Source organism: Methanolobus vulcani, assembly GCF_006546655.1.
GTDB lineage: Archaea > Halobacteriota > Methanosarcinia > Methanosarcinales > Methanosarcinaceae > Methanolobus > Methanolobus vulcani_A.
The window spans coordinates 29485-44729 of the sequence record NZ_VIAQ01000002.1 but is presented as its reverse complement, the minus strand read 5'-3'; the positions used below and the strand labels follow the sequence as shown (position 1 = coordinate 44729).

The following is a 15245-nucleotide window of genomic DNA, read 5'->3' as shown; positions in this document are numbered from 1 at the left end:
CAACATACAGACCAGACAGATAGGCACAATGCCTATCATTTTTCAGATTCAAGCGAATTGAAATATTCCTTTGTTTCTGATATCACTACTTTCCTGAGTGCAGCAAGTGCTATGAGATTTGGAATGGCCATGAGCCCATTGAAAATATCTGCCAGTATCCAGATAGCGTCCAGTGTAAGAAAAGCACCAATGAAAACCAACACTACATAGATTATTCTGAACGGGAATATCGCCTTTACTCCAAACAGGAATTCAGTGCATCTTTCAGCATAATAGTTCCATCCCAGAATTGTCGTGAATGCAAAGAACATCAAACCAATACCAACCACATAGCTGCCAATACTCAGCACACTGGAAAAGGCCTGGCTGGTCATGTATGCACCTGCAAGTTCACCCTTCCATGAGTCTGTCATTATCAGGACAATTCCAGTCATTGTGCATATGATTATCGTATCAAAGAACGTACCGGTCATGGAAATAAGTCCCTGTTTTGCAGGGCTTTTTACTTTTGCTGCTGCTGCTGCTATTGGTGCACTGCCAAGACCTGCTTCGTTTGAAAATACTCCTCTGGAAACGCCAAATTGCATTGCCATCATAATGGAAGCTCCAAGAAATCCTCCGGCTGCTGCCGTTCTACTGAATGCTGACTGAATTACAAGGGAGAGCACAGAGGGCAGAGATGCGATGTTGAGTGCTATTATGATAACTGAACTGAGCACATAGGTGATCGCCATGAAGGGAACGATAAATTGTGCGACTCTGACGATGCTTTTTATCCCCCCTATGGTCACAAGGAAGACCAGTGTCGAAACCACAATGGCTGTTTGCATGGAAGGTATTCCGAATGTGATCTTAACCGAATCCACAATGGCGTTGACCTGTGTGAAGGTTCCGATACCCATGCACCCTACGAATATTCCAAAGCATGCAAAGGCTTTTGAGAGGATACCGCTGTACGACCGGTCTGCAAGACCATTCTTAATATAGTACATGGGACCACCGGCAGCTTCTCCATTCTCATCGAATGTCCTGTATTTCACAGCCAGAGTGCACTCTGCATATTTTGTTGCCATTCCAAAAAAGGCAGCTATCCACATCCAGAACAGTGCTCCCGGCCCACCAATTTTTATGGCTGTAGCGACACCCACTATGTTTCCTGTGCCTATAGTTGCAGCCAGTGCAAGAGTAAGGGCTCCGAAACTGGATACATCACCTTTTACCCCTTTTTCCATACTCTGTGAACCAAATACATATCTTAAAGCAAGAGGAAGGCGTTTTATCTGGATAAAACCGAGGCTGAAAGTGAAAAAAACACCCGTACCTACGAGCAATATCAATAAAGGTGGACCCCATATGAAGTTATCAATTACTTTGAGATAGAATAAAAGATTAGAAGAATCCACTATTGATAACAAATGATCCACAAAACTCATTCAACCAGTCCTGCAATCAGTCCTGTTTTCTCCAGGCAAAGCGGAATTTGTGATAGATAGTAAATATTGTTGTTCTCAAAAATGAATTGCAATGGGAAGATCATTACGCCTTTTTCTACAGCTTTGATCATCGTTTCTGTAAAATCAATGTCAATCTTCCGGTTAGGAGCAAAACACTTTGCATCCGATCTGAATACCAGTATGATAATAGCTGCATCATTTCCTTCATCCACAGCACGTATGAGTTCCTCAAGATGACGTTTTCCACGGGTTGTAGGAGCATCCGGAAAGACAGCGACATTATTCTCCGCCAGCGTGCAGCCTTTAACCTCAACCCATGTCTTTTTCCTGTCTTCTTCCAGAAGAAAATCCAGCCTGCTGTCACCAAATCTCTGCTCAGGAATGATATTATCAATATTTCTAAATTTGTCAATAATCCGGTTTTCCAGTATCCACTGAGATATCTGCCTGTGGAATGCCGAATTGATAAGTATCCATTCCTCTCCGATCCTTCCAGCTATCATATCCCAGCCTGTTTTTCTTTTCGGATTGCTGGCTTTTCGAAGCAGCACACAGTTTCCAGGATACAGTATGTCTATGAGCCTGCCGGGGTCGTGGACATGTACCTTTTCCTGACTTTTGCTTCCGTTCACATCGATCTCGACAATGGCCAGGAAACGATTTGGTCTTTCAATAAGAATGCCTTCGGTATCTGTTTGGATGTTGCAGACTATGTGTTCCCTTTTTGCATCTGATTTTTTCATTATGACAGGGATTGTTATTGCTTATTTGTTAAAAGAGTTCTCACTCACATGTTAACTTCAAAAAGAAAAGGTGTTATAGTACCCATGGATTTTGAATTGTCGTGATTATATGCACATCAAACAAAAAAGAGATAACAACTTTTGCTACTAAAATTTTCGAAAGACCCTTAACAGTCATTTCCTTTCATATCAGCGCTTCCTCTTATTGGCCAGTCCATACCTGAACAACTTCCCTGCTATCCATATCAATCAATGCGGATATAGAATTATCCAGCCATGTTACACTAATCAAAGTTTTACCGGTATAAAAGTTCTCAGAGGTATCAGGCAATATCTGTTTTACAGATGGAGCCGTGTTCACATTGTTACCGGATCCAAGAGATTGCATAACTTCTTCATCCTGCATAGCTATAGCTATAGCTTCGGAACGTATAGATACAGGAATTGCTTCAAGAATATATCCTACACGTGTCAATTCGCTGTTCCTGTATATGAAATCATACCTGTCGGTATATATGGAATCATATGAGGAAGCAGTTGCATGTATATGGAGCTTGTCATTTTCCTTTGAAGCACTGAGTGTTATACTATCATATTCTATACCAGGGTAAGGGCTAATTTGCTGATCAATGCTTGCTTCGATCCTGTCAGAATCTGCAGGTTGTGTGCCTGTCCATATGAATTCATGCTCAGAGGAGGAGTCTTCCAGACCATTGGTGAATACAATACCTGCAAAGAATAATATCAGGACAAATATGATTAACATTATTTTTGAGAGAGATTTCATGGATCTCACCTTAAAAAAGATCGGGCAAAGATGCCCGAATAAGAATGCTTATTCTGTATCACCGATGGTAATCGAATACCCAAACTCTTCTGCATTCATCGGCAGTATGTTTAATGTCCATTCACCTATGGCACCAGGTACTTCATATGTTTCCACATAGGATGTCATAGAATCCTGATATATTCCGGCTCCATCGATTTCCCATGGAGGATAATTAGAGGAGTCAAGACTGACAGTACCACTATATGTAGTTTTGACCAGATTGAGTTCTACGTTTCCTGATTCATTTGCCAGTGTCAGATCAAAGGAAGCTTCTTCATTTTCATCCTGGCTGTATGTACCCATCCATCTAGCATAGTTCTGAGTGATGGATGAAATCTCAATAGTTATCAGGTCATTGGTTTTGGTAGTGAATTCCTTAATGTATGGTTCACTAGGCTGTGTCCAGACTTCGAAGTTCAATGACACTTCATCATCCCATTCATTCATAGAGGGATCATCAATATTAAGGTCGATATCTCCGTAAAATTCACCTTTTGCATCATCAGGTACATCCAAATGTACATTCACAACAGCAGTCTCCCCTGCTTTTATTACAGCAGGAGCGGTAATATGTATAGCATCACTTTCAAATGCAGACCCCATGTTACCATAAAAACCGTAATACCCCATTTCGTCACTCATTTCCGGATCGATGGCAATGTCATCGTCCCCTATGTTCTTGAGCTGTATTTCATAATCATAGGTTTCACCCGATTCAACATGATCATAAATGTATGACCTCCCTATCTCTACTCTGGGAGGAGTCCAGACATCGATGTAGAGGTACATGGCATTTATGTATTCAGGATAGACCGAATAAGATGCCGATATTGCATCATCAGTGAATGCTATCTGAGTTCCATAGTTGCCTATATCAGTATCTTCGGGAATGTTAACTTCAATAGTAAATTCCTGTTTGGCATCTGGCTCCAGATCTTTGCTGGCAGGTGTTATGCTTATCCAGCTTTCATCCAAGAAGTTGTTCTGATAGGGAGATAATACAGCTTTTGGTTCAATTGTAATCGTTTTATTGTCTTTGTTGGTAACAGTTATGGTTATTTCATCAGTGTTGCCAGGTTTTATCTGAATGTTTGCGTAGCTCGGATTTATGCTGAGTTTTGCAAAATCAAAGTCCTGATACAACGTTGTTTGGTCATCTACATGTATAATTTGTTCATCTGATGCCGTATATATCACATCTTCCGCGCTGACTCCAGGTATAAATGCCACCCCTACAAGCAACATTGAAACAATCAAGCTACATATTGGTATTTTTGTATTTATTCTCATATTTGATTCTGCCTTTGGCTACCGGGTTTAAATTCACTATGTAGTTCTAGTGTGAAAACCCTCCCCTACTTTAAGTAATAATATTGCAATTATACACAATTATTTTATGTAGTATAAAATTATTATGGCCAGTATCAAACTAATTATAGCATACATGATTAACATTGATGAGAACTTATAAAAAAACTAATGTTAATTGGTTAAACATGTTTACTAACAAAATACATGTTGGATACAGGAAGAACAAAAGACATCTTCGTGATGGTGAAATAATAGCCAACAACAATAATTAAATATCCAGAGCATCAAAGAAAGAGGTGATACATATGGATTGTCTATTCTGTAAGATCGTTGCTGGTGAAATTCCTTCACATAAAGTCTATGAAGATGAAAATGTTTATGCGTTTCTGGATATTTATCCCTGTGCAGAGGGACACACAATTGTGCTTCCGAAAAAGCATTTTGAGAAATTCACAGACATGGGTGAAGAAGATGCTGCTACCCTGTTTGCTTCTGTGAACAAAATAGCTAAGATAGTTGGAGATACACTGGAACTTGAAGGCATGAATATCGGAATTAACAACGGCGAGATAGCCGGGCAGACCGTAGCTCATGTGCACGTTCATATTATTCCAAGGCGTGCAGGTGATGGAGAAGGAAATATGCACACCATCGTGGAACTGCACCCACCCACCGACAACCTTGCTGAACTTGCCGAAAAGCTCAGGAAGTCATTCTAAATAAAACATCGAAGCATTAATTCAAATAAAAAATAATGCAAGCAATTGCATCAATTATTTATTTCACGATTTCCTTTATAGTAAAATAATTGTAGGAGAACAAAATATGGCAGACAATGAACAGAAAGTGCTCGATGCACTTAAAGACGCAGGAAAACCAATGAGACCCGGAGAGATCGCAGAGGTTACAGGTCTTGAAAGCAAAGAGGTCAGCAAGATTCTCAAGACACTCAAGAGCACAGATGCAGTCTGTACTCCAAAAAGATGTTTCTATGCACATGCTGACTACGAAAAGTCAGAATGAGTAGAAATAAAATATAATTACTTTCTTTTCTTTTTTCTTCTTTCATTACCGTCCACTATTTGAAGACCAGACTTATGCAGCCCATTAACTACTGATTACAGTAACCGTGACCTCTCTTGTCCTTGGTCCATCCATTTCTGCAAGGAAAATGCTCTGCCATGTTCCAAGATGCAAACTGCCATTGATAACAGGGATTGTTTCACTGCTGCCAAGAAATATTGCTTTTAAATGAGCATCTGCATTATTGTCAATCCTGTCATGAGCATAGCCGGCATGTGCAGGGACAAGTTTCTCCAGTAATGCAAGAATGTCTGACACAAGACCGGATTCATTCTCATTGATAATTATAGAGGTTGTTGTGTGCTTTGTACTGATAACACAGATACCATTTTGAACTCCGGTTTCACTCAACTGCTTTCTTACCCGATCCGTAATATCAATAAGCTCTATCCTTTTATCAGTCTTAATCTGCATGATTGTCACTGCTATATGATAGTATTCTGGCTCTTAATAGCATTAATGTAATCTGATTAGAAAATTTGGAAAAATGGAAGAAAAGTGAAATTAAAGAAAAAGAGAATGAACGCTTAAGCATTCACTCAAAATCTGCAAGCCCTTCAAAATCAAGGGTTGCAAAGTAATCATCTATAGTTTCGGCCCTTCTTATCTGCACAAAACTACCATCGGGTCTTAGAAGGAATTCTGCTGACCTGAGCTTACCGTTATAGTTGAAACCCATAGCATGTCCGTGTGCTCCTGCATCATGAATAACAAGAATGTCGCCTCTCTCTATCTCCGGCAGCATTCTGTCAATGGCGAACTTATCATTGTTCTCACACAAGGAACCTGTAACATCGTAGAGCATCTCATGAGCTTCATTCTCTTTTCCAAGAACGGTAATGTGATGGTAAGCTCCATAGAGTGCAGGGCGCATGAGGTTTGCCATACATGCATCAAGACCAACATAGTCTTTGTATATGTGCTTCATGTGGCGAACACTTGTTACAAGGTAGCCGTATGGTCCTGTGATGACTCTGCCGCATTCCAGAAAAATCTTCAGCGGGTGGAGATTGTTTGCCCTTATTATCCCGTCATATGCTTCTGCGACACCCTTTGCAATAACATCATATGGAACCTGCTCCTGTTCCGGCCTGTAAGGAATACCTATTCCACCGCCAAGGTTAACGAACTCGAACTTGATGTCAAGCTCCTTTGAAAGCTCAGCAATAAGCTCAAAGAGAATCTTTGCAGTCTCAATGAAGTAAGCAGGGTCAAGCTCATTGGATGCAACCATTGTGTGCAGACCGAACCTTTTCACACCCTTCTCTTTCATCATGCGATAGCCGGTGAAAAGCTGCTCTCTTGTAAATCCGTACTTTGCTTCCTCAGGATTACCGATGATGGCGTTTCCTTCCTTCAATGGTCCCGGATTGTAGCGGCAGCAGACAATTTCAGGCAAACCGGCAGACTCTTCCAGGAATTCAATGTGGCTTATATCATCCAGATTAATAATAGCTCCAAGTTCCTTTGCCTTGGCAAATTCCTCTGCAGGTGTGTCATTGGAACTGAACATGATGTTCTCGCCTACAATTCCTGTCTTTTCTGAAAGCAGAAGTTCAGGAAGGGAACTGCAATCTGCGCCAAAACCTTCGCTTTTAAGCAACTTCATGATATATGGATTTGGAAGTGCTTTCACAGCAAAATATTCCTTGAAACCATTAACAACGCTGAATGCCTTTTTGAGTTTCCTGGCATTCTCTATGATAGCCTTCTCATCATATACATGAAAAGGTGTCGGATACTGTTCGATTAACTCTGTAATCTCTTCCTTTGTGAATGGAACTTGTTTTGACACCATGTAATTCCTCTTTAATCTCTGGTCCCTTAAATCTCGGTACAAAGATAAATAGTTGATTGGAGAAATGCTATGGACTTAATCAGAGAAAAAAGATTCAAAAATAGATTCAGTCTTCATATTTTTATTTTTGACCGTGAACTTAATTAGTAAATGAAGATAATAGATAAATATACGGAAAAAGGGGGAGAATTCGTATCACTTACTCTCTTTTTTCAGGCAGCCTCATTCAGAACGCAGAATATATATACAACTTGTTCGCATAGGTTAGAACAATCAAGGTTGCATCCGGCAGTAAAAACAGTAAATTGTTACCTTTGAACAGTCCGTTACGAAACCCGTTTCAAGAAAGAGGAGATAGGAATGAACGACAAAGATCATTACTCCGGTGATGACAAAGCGCCTGACAAAATAACAAGCATCGATGAACTGATAGAACACATTATAGATATGTTCTCCGACAGCATCACAGAAGAAGACGGAAAAACTGTGATACGTGGTTTCACTATCATCGGGCAGCCAGGTAAAAAGCCTACAGTATTCGGGTTCAATGGACAGCATGAATATGATGAGCTTGATTATGAAGATGATGATGAGGAAGGCGACTTCTACATCTTCAAGCAAGAGCCTTTCATAGACATCTTTGAAACTGATGACAAGGTTTTCCTGCTTGCAGACCTTGGCGTTGAGGAAAAGCATGTGGAATATTACCCATATTGTTCCCATGTTGAGATAAGTGTCATAACCAATAGCACCGGTTATTCACGGGTCATTGACCTTCCATGTGGCGTAGACCCTGAAACTATGGTTTCAAATTACAGAAACGGTGTACTGGAACTCACATTTGAACGTGCCGCTGACGAAGATTAAGCGGCATGACATAATTTCTTTTTTACTGGTTCTTTTTTAGATTAATCTCTATTTCCGTTTAGCTTCCTGCAAATAGCATCTGCTTCACAGTCAAATACTTAAACACCAATGTCAAATAATCCCAAAAAACAGGATGATAATATGATTAAGGTAGTTAGAGCAGATGAAAGGCATCTAGTCGAAAACGATGCAATTAATGGTTACTGGATTTTCTCATATTCAGACTATCTGGATATGAAAAACACACACTTCGGAGACCTGAAGGTATTTAATGATGAGGTTTTAAAAGCTGGCAAGTTCTATAAACCAGAATCCGTGAATGATAAGGAGATCGTTACCATTGTCCTTGAAGGTGAGCTGAACCATGAGGATAGCACCGGAGCTAAGGAAACATTGAAAGCAGGTGACGTGCAGGTGCTTTCAAGTGGAAGCGGAGTTACTTTCACAAACATGAACATGTCCGGCAAGGACATACATCTCATACGCATGTGGATCGATCCTCTTATGCAGAACATGAAACCTGCATGCAGAATGAATAATTTTGACATCGACAGCCACAAGAATGAGCTTGTACCTATAGCAGGTCATGGATATCCGGGTGCATTAAAGCTCAGGGCAAATACCTCGGTCTACCTGTCAAAACTTGATACTGGAAAAGTAATTGAACTGCTTACCGATATTTCCAGATATGTATTCATTTACGTACTGGAAGGAGAGGTCACAGCCTGTGGTGAAAAACTCGGAGATAACGACCAGATACGCATAAATCAGAATGATGATATTGTCATCAAAGCGGATAATGATGCATTTTTCATCCTGGTTGATGCTACCGGTAACTATTGAGATATTTAATGACAAAAGAAACAGGCTGGGATAAAAAAACCCGGCTGAACTTCAGGAACCTGGAAGCCGTCTTTCAGAAAATGACAAAATAATCCTGAAGAACTACATCACTCATTGAAGTAAGATGACAGGTGATTGAAAAAGTCACCAAGATCATCATATTTTAGGTATGCGTATTCGTCCAGCGGTGTTGCCATATTATTAACGATAACAAGCTTTCCACCTCTTTTCAGTGAATATAGGGGAAGACTGGCTGCCGGCTGGACAACAAGTGATGAGCCAATAACCACAAAGAGATCTGCTTTTGAACTTACTGTTACTGCACTTGTAATTGCAATCTCATCCAGCATTTCGCCAAAGAATATTATATCAGGTTTAATAAGGCCACTGCACTTAATGCAATGAGGAACTGTCTCTTTTTCCAGAAGTTCACGGACATCATCATAGGAATAATTCTCTCCACAGGAAAGACATTTGTGATTTGCAGGTGAACCATGAATTTCTATTACATTCACAGAACCTGCTTTCTGGTGTAGCAGGTCGATATTCTGAGTAATAACGGAACTTAAGTAGCCTTTTTTCTCCATCATCGCCAGAGTCATGTGTATAAGATTTGGCTCCTTAGTATCCAGGTCATAAATGAATTCCCTGGCATGAGTATAGAAATATGCAGGGTCTTTGTGAAAATATGCAAGATCGAAAATCTTGTTAGAATCATATTTTGCATAGAGACCATTGCTGCCCCTGAAATCAGGAATTCCGGAAAATGTAGATATTCCAGCTCCACTCAGAAATACACAATTCTCTGACGTTTCCAGAAGGTCAAGAAATCTCTGCATAAAAGTAGTAAATTCCATAAACATATAACAGTTTTCTTCAATCATTAAATGACGCTTTTTATGAAGAAGAACCCTCATAACTAACATTGATGGAAGAAACTTAATGAGAAAATACAAAACCAAATATCTTTGTTAAACAAATTTAAATAAACATATATACTAAGAGGAGAAACTGTGTTCTTCAATCATTAGAATGTCATAGCTGCAGCCATATATATGTAAAAAAGATAGTTGATAAAGATGAAAAACAAAGCCGGAAATCAGTTAGTTTTAATGATTTTGTTCTTTTTAATGCTTCTGGCAATTGTTCTATTCCATGTTTATATTCTTGAAGGGGAACAAAAACTCATCTGGATGGTATTTCTGGCAATACTCATTTTTTTTGTAATAGTACATAATCTTAAAGTTACCGCATTGAAAAAAGACCTGGAAGCTGAAGTTCAAAAAAACAAAGATGTTCATGACCGGCTTATAGTCAAATACAAGATAGAAAGTACATTATCTAAAATATCCTCAGTGCTTTCCTTTACCGACAACCTGGATGAGAAAATAGAAGAATCACTTGGAATGCTTGGCGAACTCTGCAGTGCTGACCGTGCATATGTATTCAGATTAATAGATAATGGGAATACCATAAACAACACACATGAATGGTGTGCAAATGGAGTGAAACCACAAAAAGAAATGCTACAAAACCTTCCAGGTTCTGATTATCAATGGTGGCTTGAGAAACTTACAGCAGAAGGAGCAATTCACATTAAAGATATTGAAGAACTTCCTCCTGAAGCTGAAAAAGAAAAAGAAATACTCTTAAGCCAGGATATAAAATCACTTATTTCTCTTCCATTCTGTATAGAAAATGGGATAACAGGTTTCATCGGTTTTGATAATGTAAGAGAAGCCAATGAATGGACAAAACAGGATATTGAGATACTTAATACATATGCGAACATGCTTGCCATGGCATTTCGGAAAAAGTCTATTGCAGAGGAACTGAACCTGGAAAGAAAGCAATTATTGTCAATATTTGATAGCATTGAAGAACCGGTCTATGTATCTGATCCCTGTACTCATGAGATCCTATACGCCAATAAATTCCTGAAACAAGTCCTTGGAGAGAATCCTCTTGGAAAAAAATGCTATCAAGCCCTCCAGAAATCCAATGAACCTTGCAACTTCTGCACGAATTCCATAATACTCAGAAATAAAAATCAGGTACATAAATGGGAATATCATAACCCGATTACTGAGAAGGATTATCTTGTATTGGACAAGATTATAAAATGGACAGATGGTAGTGAAGTGCGTCTGGAAATGGCTCATGATATCACTGAAATAAAACAAGCTGAAATTACTATAAAAGAAAGTGAAGAGAATTTCAAGAAAATAATTGATAATTCACCGCTTCCCATAGCCATTATGAATTCGTGTGGAGAGTTTGAATATACAAATCATAAACTAATCGAAATGATTGGTTATACTATTGATGATATACCAACTATCAGTGAATGGTGGGATACTGTGTATCCAGACCCTGATTATCGCAGGATTGCACAGGAAAACTGGAAAGAAATATCCAGCAAAAATGATACGGGAATAAGTGGAGAATGGATCATAAAATGCCGTGATGGAAGTGAAAGGCAAGTCATTGTCTATTTTGCAAAAACAAATGGAAATGTTTTATTCATAATTAATGACCTAACAGAGCTTAAAAATGCGCAAAGTGCGTTGATGATCGATGAATCGTGTCTTGAAACACTCCATGAATTAAGCTATATGAATGGACTTTCCATAGATAATATCGGCAGCTTTGCACTGAAAGAAGGAATCAAACTCACAGGAAGCAAAACAGGAGTAATTGGCTTTTTTGGTGAAAACAAAAAACTATCCTCAATAATTACGAAACCAGAGTATTTGTTGAAAACGTATGGTTTTACTGACAATGACCTTATGTGCGGACTTGAAAGTTGTCACAGATGGAGAGAGTTGCTGGAGAGCAAAAAACCCCTTATTTTGAACGAGCCAGGTGAAATGGAACTTGCAGGATGTCCAGACATATTCAAGAAAATAGATATCTGGTCATATCTTGCAACGCCCATACTCTATGAAAACAAGGTTGTGGGTTTTCTTGCAGTCGCAAACAAAAAAGACGATTATACAAAGAACGATGCCAGACAGATAGAACTCATAACCCAGATGATGGGTGGCATGATCCTCCTCAAGCATTCAGAGAATGAACTGAAAATCTACAACCGTAAGTTAGAAGATACAAACGATGAACTTAGAAAAGTCAATGATGAGCTTCAGTCACTCGATGAAATGAAGAGCAATTTCCTATCAAACATGAGCCATGAACTGAAAACCCCTCTTATATCCATCATGGGATTTGGAGAACTGGTGGGTGACGAAGCACTTGGTCCACTGAACAAGGAACAAAAAAGAGCCATGAAAGTCGTGAATAGTAACTCAGACCAGTTAAAGCGTCTGATCGAATCTTTACTTTTCATGAGTTCACTGCAAGCTAAAAACTACGAATATGAATACTCTAAGTTGAATCTTCCGCAAATAGTGGAAAAAGCACTTTCCATAATTTCCATGAAAAACACAGATAAGCAACTTACAGTAGAGTACAATGTTCCTGATTCCCTTCCATTTGTAAGTGGTGACTCCAATTATCTTTGTGAAGTTTTCATCCATCTGATCGACAATGCATTCAAATTCACACCATCCGGTGGCAAGATCTCAATTTTTGGAAAACATGAGGATATTGGAATACATATAATCATAGAAGATACAGGAATAGGAATACCTGATACCAAGATCATGAAGACTTTTGACAGTTTTTACCAGCTTGATGGCTCACTGACACGAAGATATGGCGGCACAGGTATTGGACTTAATCTATGTAAGAGGATTACTGAGGATCACGGCGGTAAACTTTGGATAGAAAGCATAGAAGGTGTAGGGACGAAGGTCCATGTAATCCTTCCTGTAATGAACACTGTCCTCAATCCTTCAATACCATCATAGGATTTCCAATTCCTACAACTATAACTCTGGTCTCCAGTGGCGGATGTGACCAATTGTCAGGTGACACTGTTTTCTTTGAGACGGTAATCTTAGTGTCCTGTTTTAAGATACCACAACGCAGTTCATAATCAAGAACAAGCTCTTTGCCTGTATTTGTTGCAAATTCAACAGCATCCACATAATTCTTAAAGCGTCCCCTGCCAACAGGAGAGAATACAAGGAAGTCCTCATCAGGAGTTTCCAGTGATGCTGGGGTTATCATAATCTCAACTCTTTTGACACCCTTGCCTGCCAGTGCTCCAACTGCATTTCCAACATCAGAAAATTCTGGAACGATGACTTCAGCATCAATCATAGAATTAAGTTCACTGTCATAAGCTTCGGAAGGGCCGCCTAGCAAGACAACAGGAATCTCAACCTTGAATTTTGCAGGATATTTATCGTCAAGCAGATCAGCGATCATACCGGCAGGATGATGTGGAAGAATATAGGACATAAGATCAGCTGCCATGTTCTTTGCTACAAGTCCCCTCACATTTGTGCAAAAATCATATTTTCCTTTTGTAGTATACCGCGCAAGATTAGCAGCACCAATCTCTGAAGCCTGCACATCCCACTTTGTATAGATACCAAGAACATGCAATGCATCTGTGGGTGTAAAACCAATTCCCTGCAGAAGCCTTTTTCGTGTGAGAGAATCCAGAACTCCGGCAGGAATATTCCTTCGAAGATCCGAAGTTATATCTGTAACTGAAACAGGTTCACTACCTATATTAGAAAGAACTTCGGTTTCATCATCATTGAGGTCAGAAGCCTTGTAGTCAGTCCTGACAAAGAATTTTGTTGGCTGAAGATTTTCATCCATATTATTTCTTGGAACAATCCTGCTCCTTTTGAGCTTGTTCAGAAAATCAGGATACATTGTTGAAGCAACACACAAAGGTAACACCCTTTTGGGACCCACATTTACTTTCGTATCCTGAACCCATATGTGACTATCTCCACCTGTGGCTGAAGTTTCCATTTTCATGGCTCTTACACGGGTTTTCCAGCCGCCCACAACAGCACCTGAACTGCTTATTTCAGGAACTCCATCACGAAGCATTGAAACATCGGTACTGGTTCCCCCTATATCGATAACAGCACAGGTCTCCATTTTTGACAGATACGATGCACCCAGAAGACTTGCAGCAGGACCTGAGAATATCGTCTCTATAGGTTTTTCCAATGCATCCTCTATGTTATAGACCGAACCATCACATTTGAGCATCAGAAGACGTGCATCAATTCCACGTCCACGGACATCTTTGACAACTGAATTTACAAACTGGTAGGTAATAGGCATAAGCTGTGCATTAAGGATAGCAGTAACAGCCCTTTCATAAGCACCAAGCTCCTGTGACAGTTCATGTCCACAAACGACCGGCATACCGGTCATTTTCGTAATTAGCTCTTTGACCTGAATCTCATGTTCCGGGTTACGTGCACCGAAATAACCTGAGACAGCATAAGCAGATACTTTTGTTTTTGTACTCTGGACAAAACTCTCAACCGCAGCCACATCCAACTCACAGGCCTCATCACCCCTGGTATCGTGTCCGCCTTTCACGCATATGACAAACTCAGCCGGAAACTCGGTCTGAGCTGGCTTTTCGCCTATAATGATAAGAGCAACTGATGTCCCGGTTCCTTCAAGAAGCGAGTTTGTTGAAAGAGTTGTAGAAACAGATACAAGGTTGACACTTTTAAGGAGTTCCTGATCCAGTGAATCAAGCACATTCTTTATACCTGTCTGAAGATCAGGATAGGTGGTAAAAGCTTTTTTAGAATCAACTATCGCACCGTCTGAGCCTCTTATTAGTACTGCATCCGTATATGTTCCACCAGCATCAATTCCAAGACCAAAATGCATCTCGTATCACCTTTTTTAAAAATAATTTTAAATTCCATTTATAGATTGTTGCGTGAATATTTAAGTGTATGTGTTTCAAAAGATTTTTAAATACCTGTATCCTAAGTAATTTGGATAAAATGAAGGTAAGATGTATAGAAAAAGTTCTTCCATGTATTGCAGACCCATGGAAATTGAGAATCATTGCACATCTAGATGAAACACCTGACTTAGCCTTAATATCAAAATATCTCAATGGAAAATATTCGGAAGAACTTGGAATGGTGACATTGAGATTTGGAGAAAAAGAACTTAACTTTTTCAGGAATGCTCAGGTAACCATAAGAATGGTTGATTCTGAAGAAGAAGCTACCAAACTTGTTAATAATACACTGACTTCTGCTTACCATAAAGCAATGATATCCGGTGATTTGTAACATTGATTATGCACAGTATCTTAAATAGCTCTCTGAAATCCCATATTATATCTAAGTCATTCTTAATCGACAAATTAACTTCTATCTAAATATTCATGATAAATCAATACTTTTTTAACC

14 protein-coding genes are annotated in these 15245 nt (G+C 39.4%); 6 read left to right on the top strand and 8 right to left on the bottom strand.

The window, feature by feature from the left end; all coding sequences use genetic code 11:
- Positions 1–35 precede the first annotated feature (35 nt).
- The 4 genes from FKV42_RS00285 to FKV42_RS00270 all read right to left on the bottom strand — a co-directional run bounded on the left by FKV42_RS00285 (position 36) and on the right by FKV42_RS00270 (position 4271).
- Positions 36–1433, bottom strand: a complete 1398-nt coding sequence (locus FKV42_RS00285; protein WP_154808251.1) for an alanine/glycine:cation symporter family protein — start codon at positions 1431–1433, stop codon at positions 36–38.
- Complete coding sequence (gene sfsA, locus FKV42_RS00280) at positions 1430–2197, bottom strand: DNA/RNA nuclease SfsA (protein WP_154808250.1); 768 nt, start codon at positions 2195–2197, stop codon at positions 1430–1432. The genes FKV42_RS00285 and sfsA overlap by 4 nt, the downstream gene beginning before the upstream one ends.
- A gap of 202 nt (positions 2198–2399) precedes the next feature.
- Positions 2400–2984 (bottom strand): hypothetical protein, encoded by a 585-nt coding sequence (locus tag FKV42_RS00275; protein ID WP_154808249.1) that lies wholly within the window; start codon positions 2982–2984, stop codon positions 2400–2402.
- A gap of 48 nt (positions 2985–3032) precedes the next feature.
- Entirely contained in the window at positions 3033–4271 is a 1239-nt protein-coding gene (locus FKV42_RS00270) for a COG1470 family protein (protein WP_196213992.1), read from the bottom strand.
- Positions 4272–4642: 371 nt separating this feature from the next.
- Between FKV42_RS00270 and FKV42_RS00265 the strand changes: the two genes are divergently transcribed.
- Both FKV42_RS00265 and FKV42_RS00260 read left to right on the top strand, forming a co-directional pair.
- Positions 4643–5056: an HIT family protein gene (locus FKV42_RS00265; RefSeq protein WP_154808247.1), complete on the top strand. Its 414-nt coding sequence runs from the start codon at positions 4643–4645 to the stop codon at positions 5054–5056.
- Between the two features lie 106 nt (positions 5057–5162).
- Positions 5163–5360, top strand: a complete 198-nt coding sequence (locus FKV42_RS00260; RefSeq protein ID WP_154808246.1) for a helix-turn-helix domain-containing protein — start codon at positions 5163–5165, stop codon at positions 5358–5360.
- Between the two features lie 84 nt (positions 5361–5444).
- On the opposite strand, the gene FKV42_RS00255 is transcribed toward FKV42_RS00260, so the two are convergent.
- Positions 5445–5834: a secondary thiamine-phosphate synthase enzyme YjbQ gene (locus FKV42_RS00255; protein WP_154808245.1), complete on the bottom strand. Its 390-nt coding sequence runs from the start codon at positions 5832–5834 to the stop codon at positions 5445–5447.
- 121 nt (positions 5835–5955) lie between these two features.
- On the bottom strand, positions 5956–7218 hold the full coding sequence (locus tag FKV42_RS00250) for a diaminopimelate decarboxylase family protein (protein ID WP_154808244.1): 1263 nt from the start codon (positions 7216–7218) through the stop codon (positions 5956–5958).
- A 360-nt stretch (positions 7219–7578) separates the two neighbouring features.
- On the opposite strand from FKV42_RS00250, the gene FKV42_RS00245 reads away from it, so the two are divergent.
- Both FKV42_RS00245 and FKV42_RS00240 read left to right on the top strand, forming a co-directional pair.
- Positions 7579–8085, top strand: coding sequence for an Hsp20/alpha crystallin family protein (locus FKV42_RS00245; protein ID WP_154808243.1), 507 nt, complete (start codon positions 7579–7581; stop codon positions 8083–8085).
- Positions 8086–8226: 141 nt separating this feature from the next.
- Positions 8227–8928, top strand: coding sequence for a pirin family protein (locus tag FKV42_RS00240; protein ID WP_196213991.1), 702 nt, complete (start codon positions 8227–8229; stop codon positions 8926–8928).
- Positions 8929–9035: 107 nt separating this feature from the next.
- Here the strand turns inward: FKV42_RS00240 and FKV42_RS00235 are convergent, their stop codons facing one another.
- Positions 9036–9767 carry an SIR2 family NAD-dependent protein deacylase gene (locus FKV42_RS00235; protein ID WP_154808241.1) on the bottom strand — a complete coding sequence of 244 codons (732 nt, stop codon included), beginning with the start codon at positions 9765–9767 and terminating at the stop codon, positions 9036–9038.
- 240 nt (positions 9768–10007) lie between these two features.
- On the opposite strand from FKV42_RS00235, the gene FKV42_RS00230 reads away from it, so the two are divergent.
- The gene (locus tag FKV42_RS00230; protein WP_154808240.1) at positions 10008–12797 is read left to right on the top strand and encodes an ATP-binding protein; all 2790 of its coding nucleotides are present in this window, start codon (positions 10008–10010) and stop codon (positions 12795–12797) included.
- Here FKV42_RS00230 and FKV42_RS00225 read toward each other — a convergent pair.
- Positions 12775–14709, bottom strand: coding sequence for a hydantoinase/oxoprolinase family protein (locus tag FKV42_RS00225; protein ID WP_154808239.1), 1935 nt, complete (start codon positions 14707–14709; stop codon positions 12775–12777). The genes FKV42_RS00230 and FKV42_RS00225 overlap by 23 nt on opposite strands.
- A 119-nt stretch (positions 14710–14828) precedes the next feature.
- On the opposite strand from FKV42_RS00225, the gene FKV42_RS00220 reads away from it, so the two are divergent.
- A complete protein-coding gene (locus FKV42_RS00220) occupies positions 14829–15125 on the top strand; it encodes a hypothetical protein (protein WP_196213990.1) in 297 nt (98 codons plus the stop codon).
- Positions 15126–15245 lie beyond the last annotated feature (120 nt).

What these genes read in the sequence shown, in the direction of transcription:
- sfsA (WP_154808250.1), bottom strand. Translation starts at nt 2,197, where the DNA reads ATGAAAAAATCAGATGCAAAAAGGGAACACATAGTCTGCAACATCCAA.
- FKV42_RS00265 (WP_154808247.1), top strand. Translation starts at nt 4,643, where the DNA reads ATGGATTGTCTATTCTGTAAGATCGTTGCTGGTGAAATTCCTTCACAT.
- FKV42_RS00250 (WP_154808244.1), bottom strand. Translation starts at nt 7,218, where the DNA reads ATGGTGTCAAAACAAGTTCCATTCACAAAGGAAGAGATTACAGAGTTA.
- FKV42_RS00260 (WP_154808246.1), top strand. Translation starts at nt 5,163, where the DNA reads ATGGCAGACAATGAACAGAAAGTGCTCGATGCACTTAAAGACGCAGGA.
- FKV42_RS00245 (WP_154808243.1), top strand. Translation starts at nt 7,579, where the DNA reads ATGAACGACAAAGATCATTACTCCGGTGATGACAAAGCGCCTGACAAA.
- FKV42_RS00230 (WP_154808240.1), top strand. Translation starts at nt 10,008, where the DNA reads ATGAAAAACAAAGCCGGAAATCAGTTAGTTTTAATGATTTTGTTCTTT.
- FKV42_RS00220 (WP_196213990.1), top strand. Translation starts at nt 14,829, where the DNA reads ATGAAGGTAAGATGTATAGAAAAAGTTCTTCCATGTATTGCAGACCCA.
- FKV42_RS00275 (WP_154808249.1), bottom strand. Translation starts at nt 2,984, where the DNA reads ATGAAATCTCTCTCAAAAATAATGTTAATCATATTTGTCCTGATATTA.
- FKV42_RS00225 (WP_154808239.1), bottom strand. Translation starts at nt 14,709, where the DNA reads ATGCATTTTGGTCTTGGAATTGATGCTGGTGGAACATATACGGATGCA.
- FKV42_RS00240 (WP_196213991.1), top strand. Translation starts at nt 8,227, where the DNA reads ATGATTAAGGTAGTTAGAGCAGATGAAAGGCATCTAGTCGAAAACGAT.
- FKV42_RS00270 (WP_196213992.1), bottom strand. Translation starts at nt 4,271, where the DNA reads ATGTTGCTTGTAGGGGTGGCATTTATACCTGGAGTCAGCGCGGAAGAT.
- FKV42_RS00285 (WP_154808251.1), bottom strand. Translation starts at nt 1,433, where the DNA reads ATGAGTTTTGTGGATCATTTGTTATCAATAGTGGATTCTTCTAATCTT.
- FKV42_RS00235 (WP_154808241.1), bottom strand. Translation starts at nt 9,767, where the DNA reads ATGCAGAGATTTCTTGACCTTCTGGAAACGTCAGAGAATTGTGTATTT.
- FKV42_RS00255 (WP_154808245.1), bottom strand. Translation starts at nt 5,834, where the DNA reads ATGCAGATTAAGACTGATAAAAGGATAGAGCTTATTGATATTACGGAT.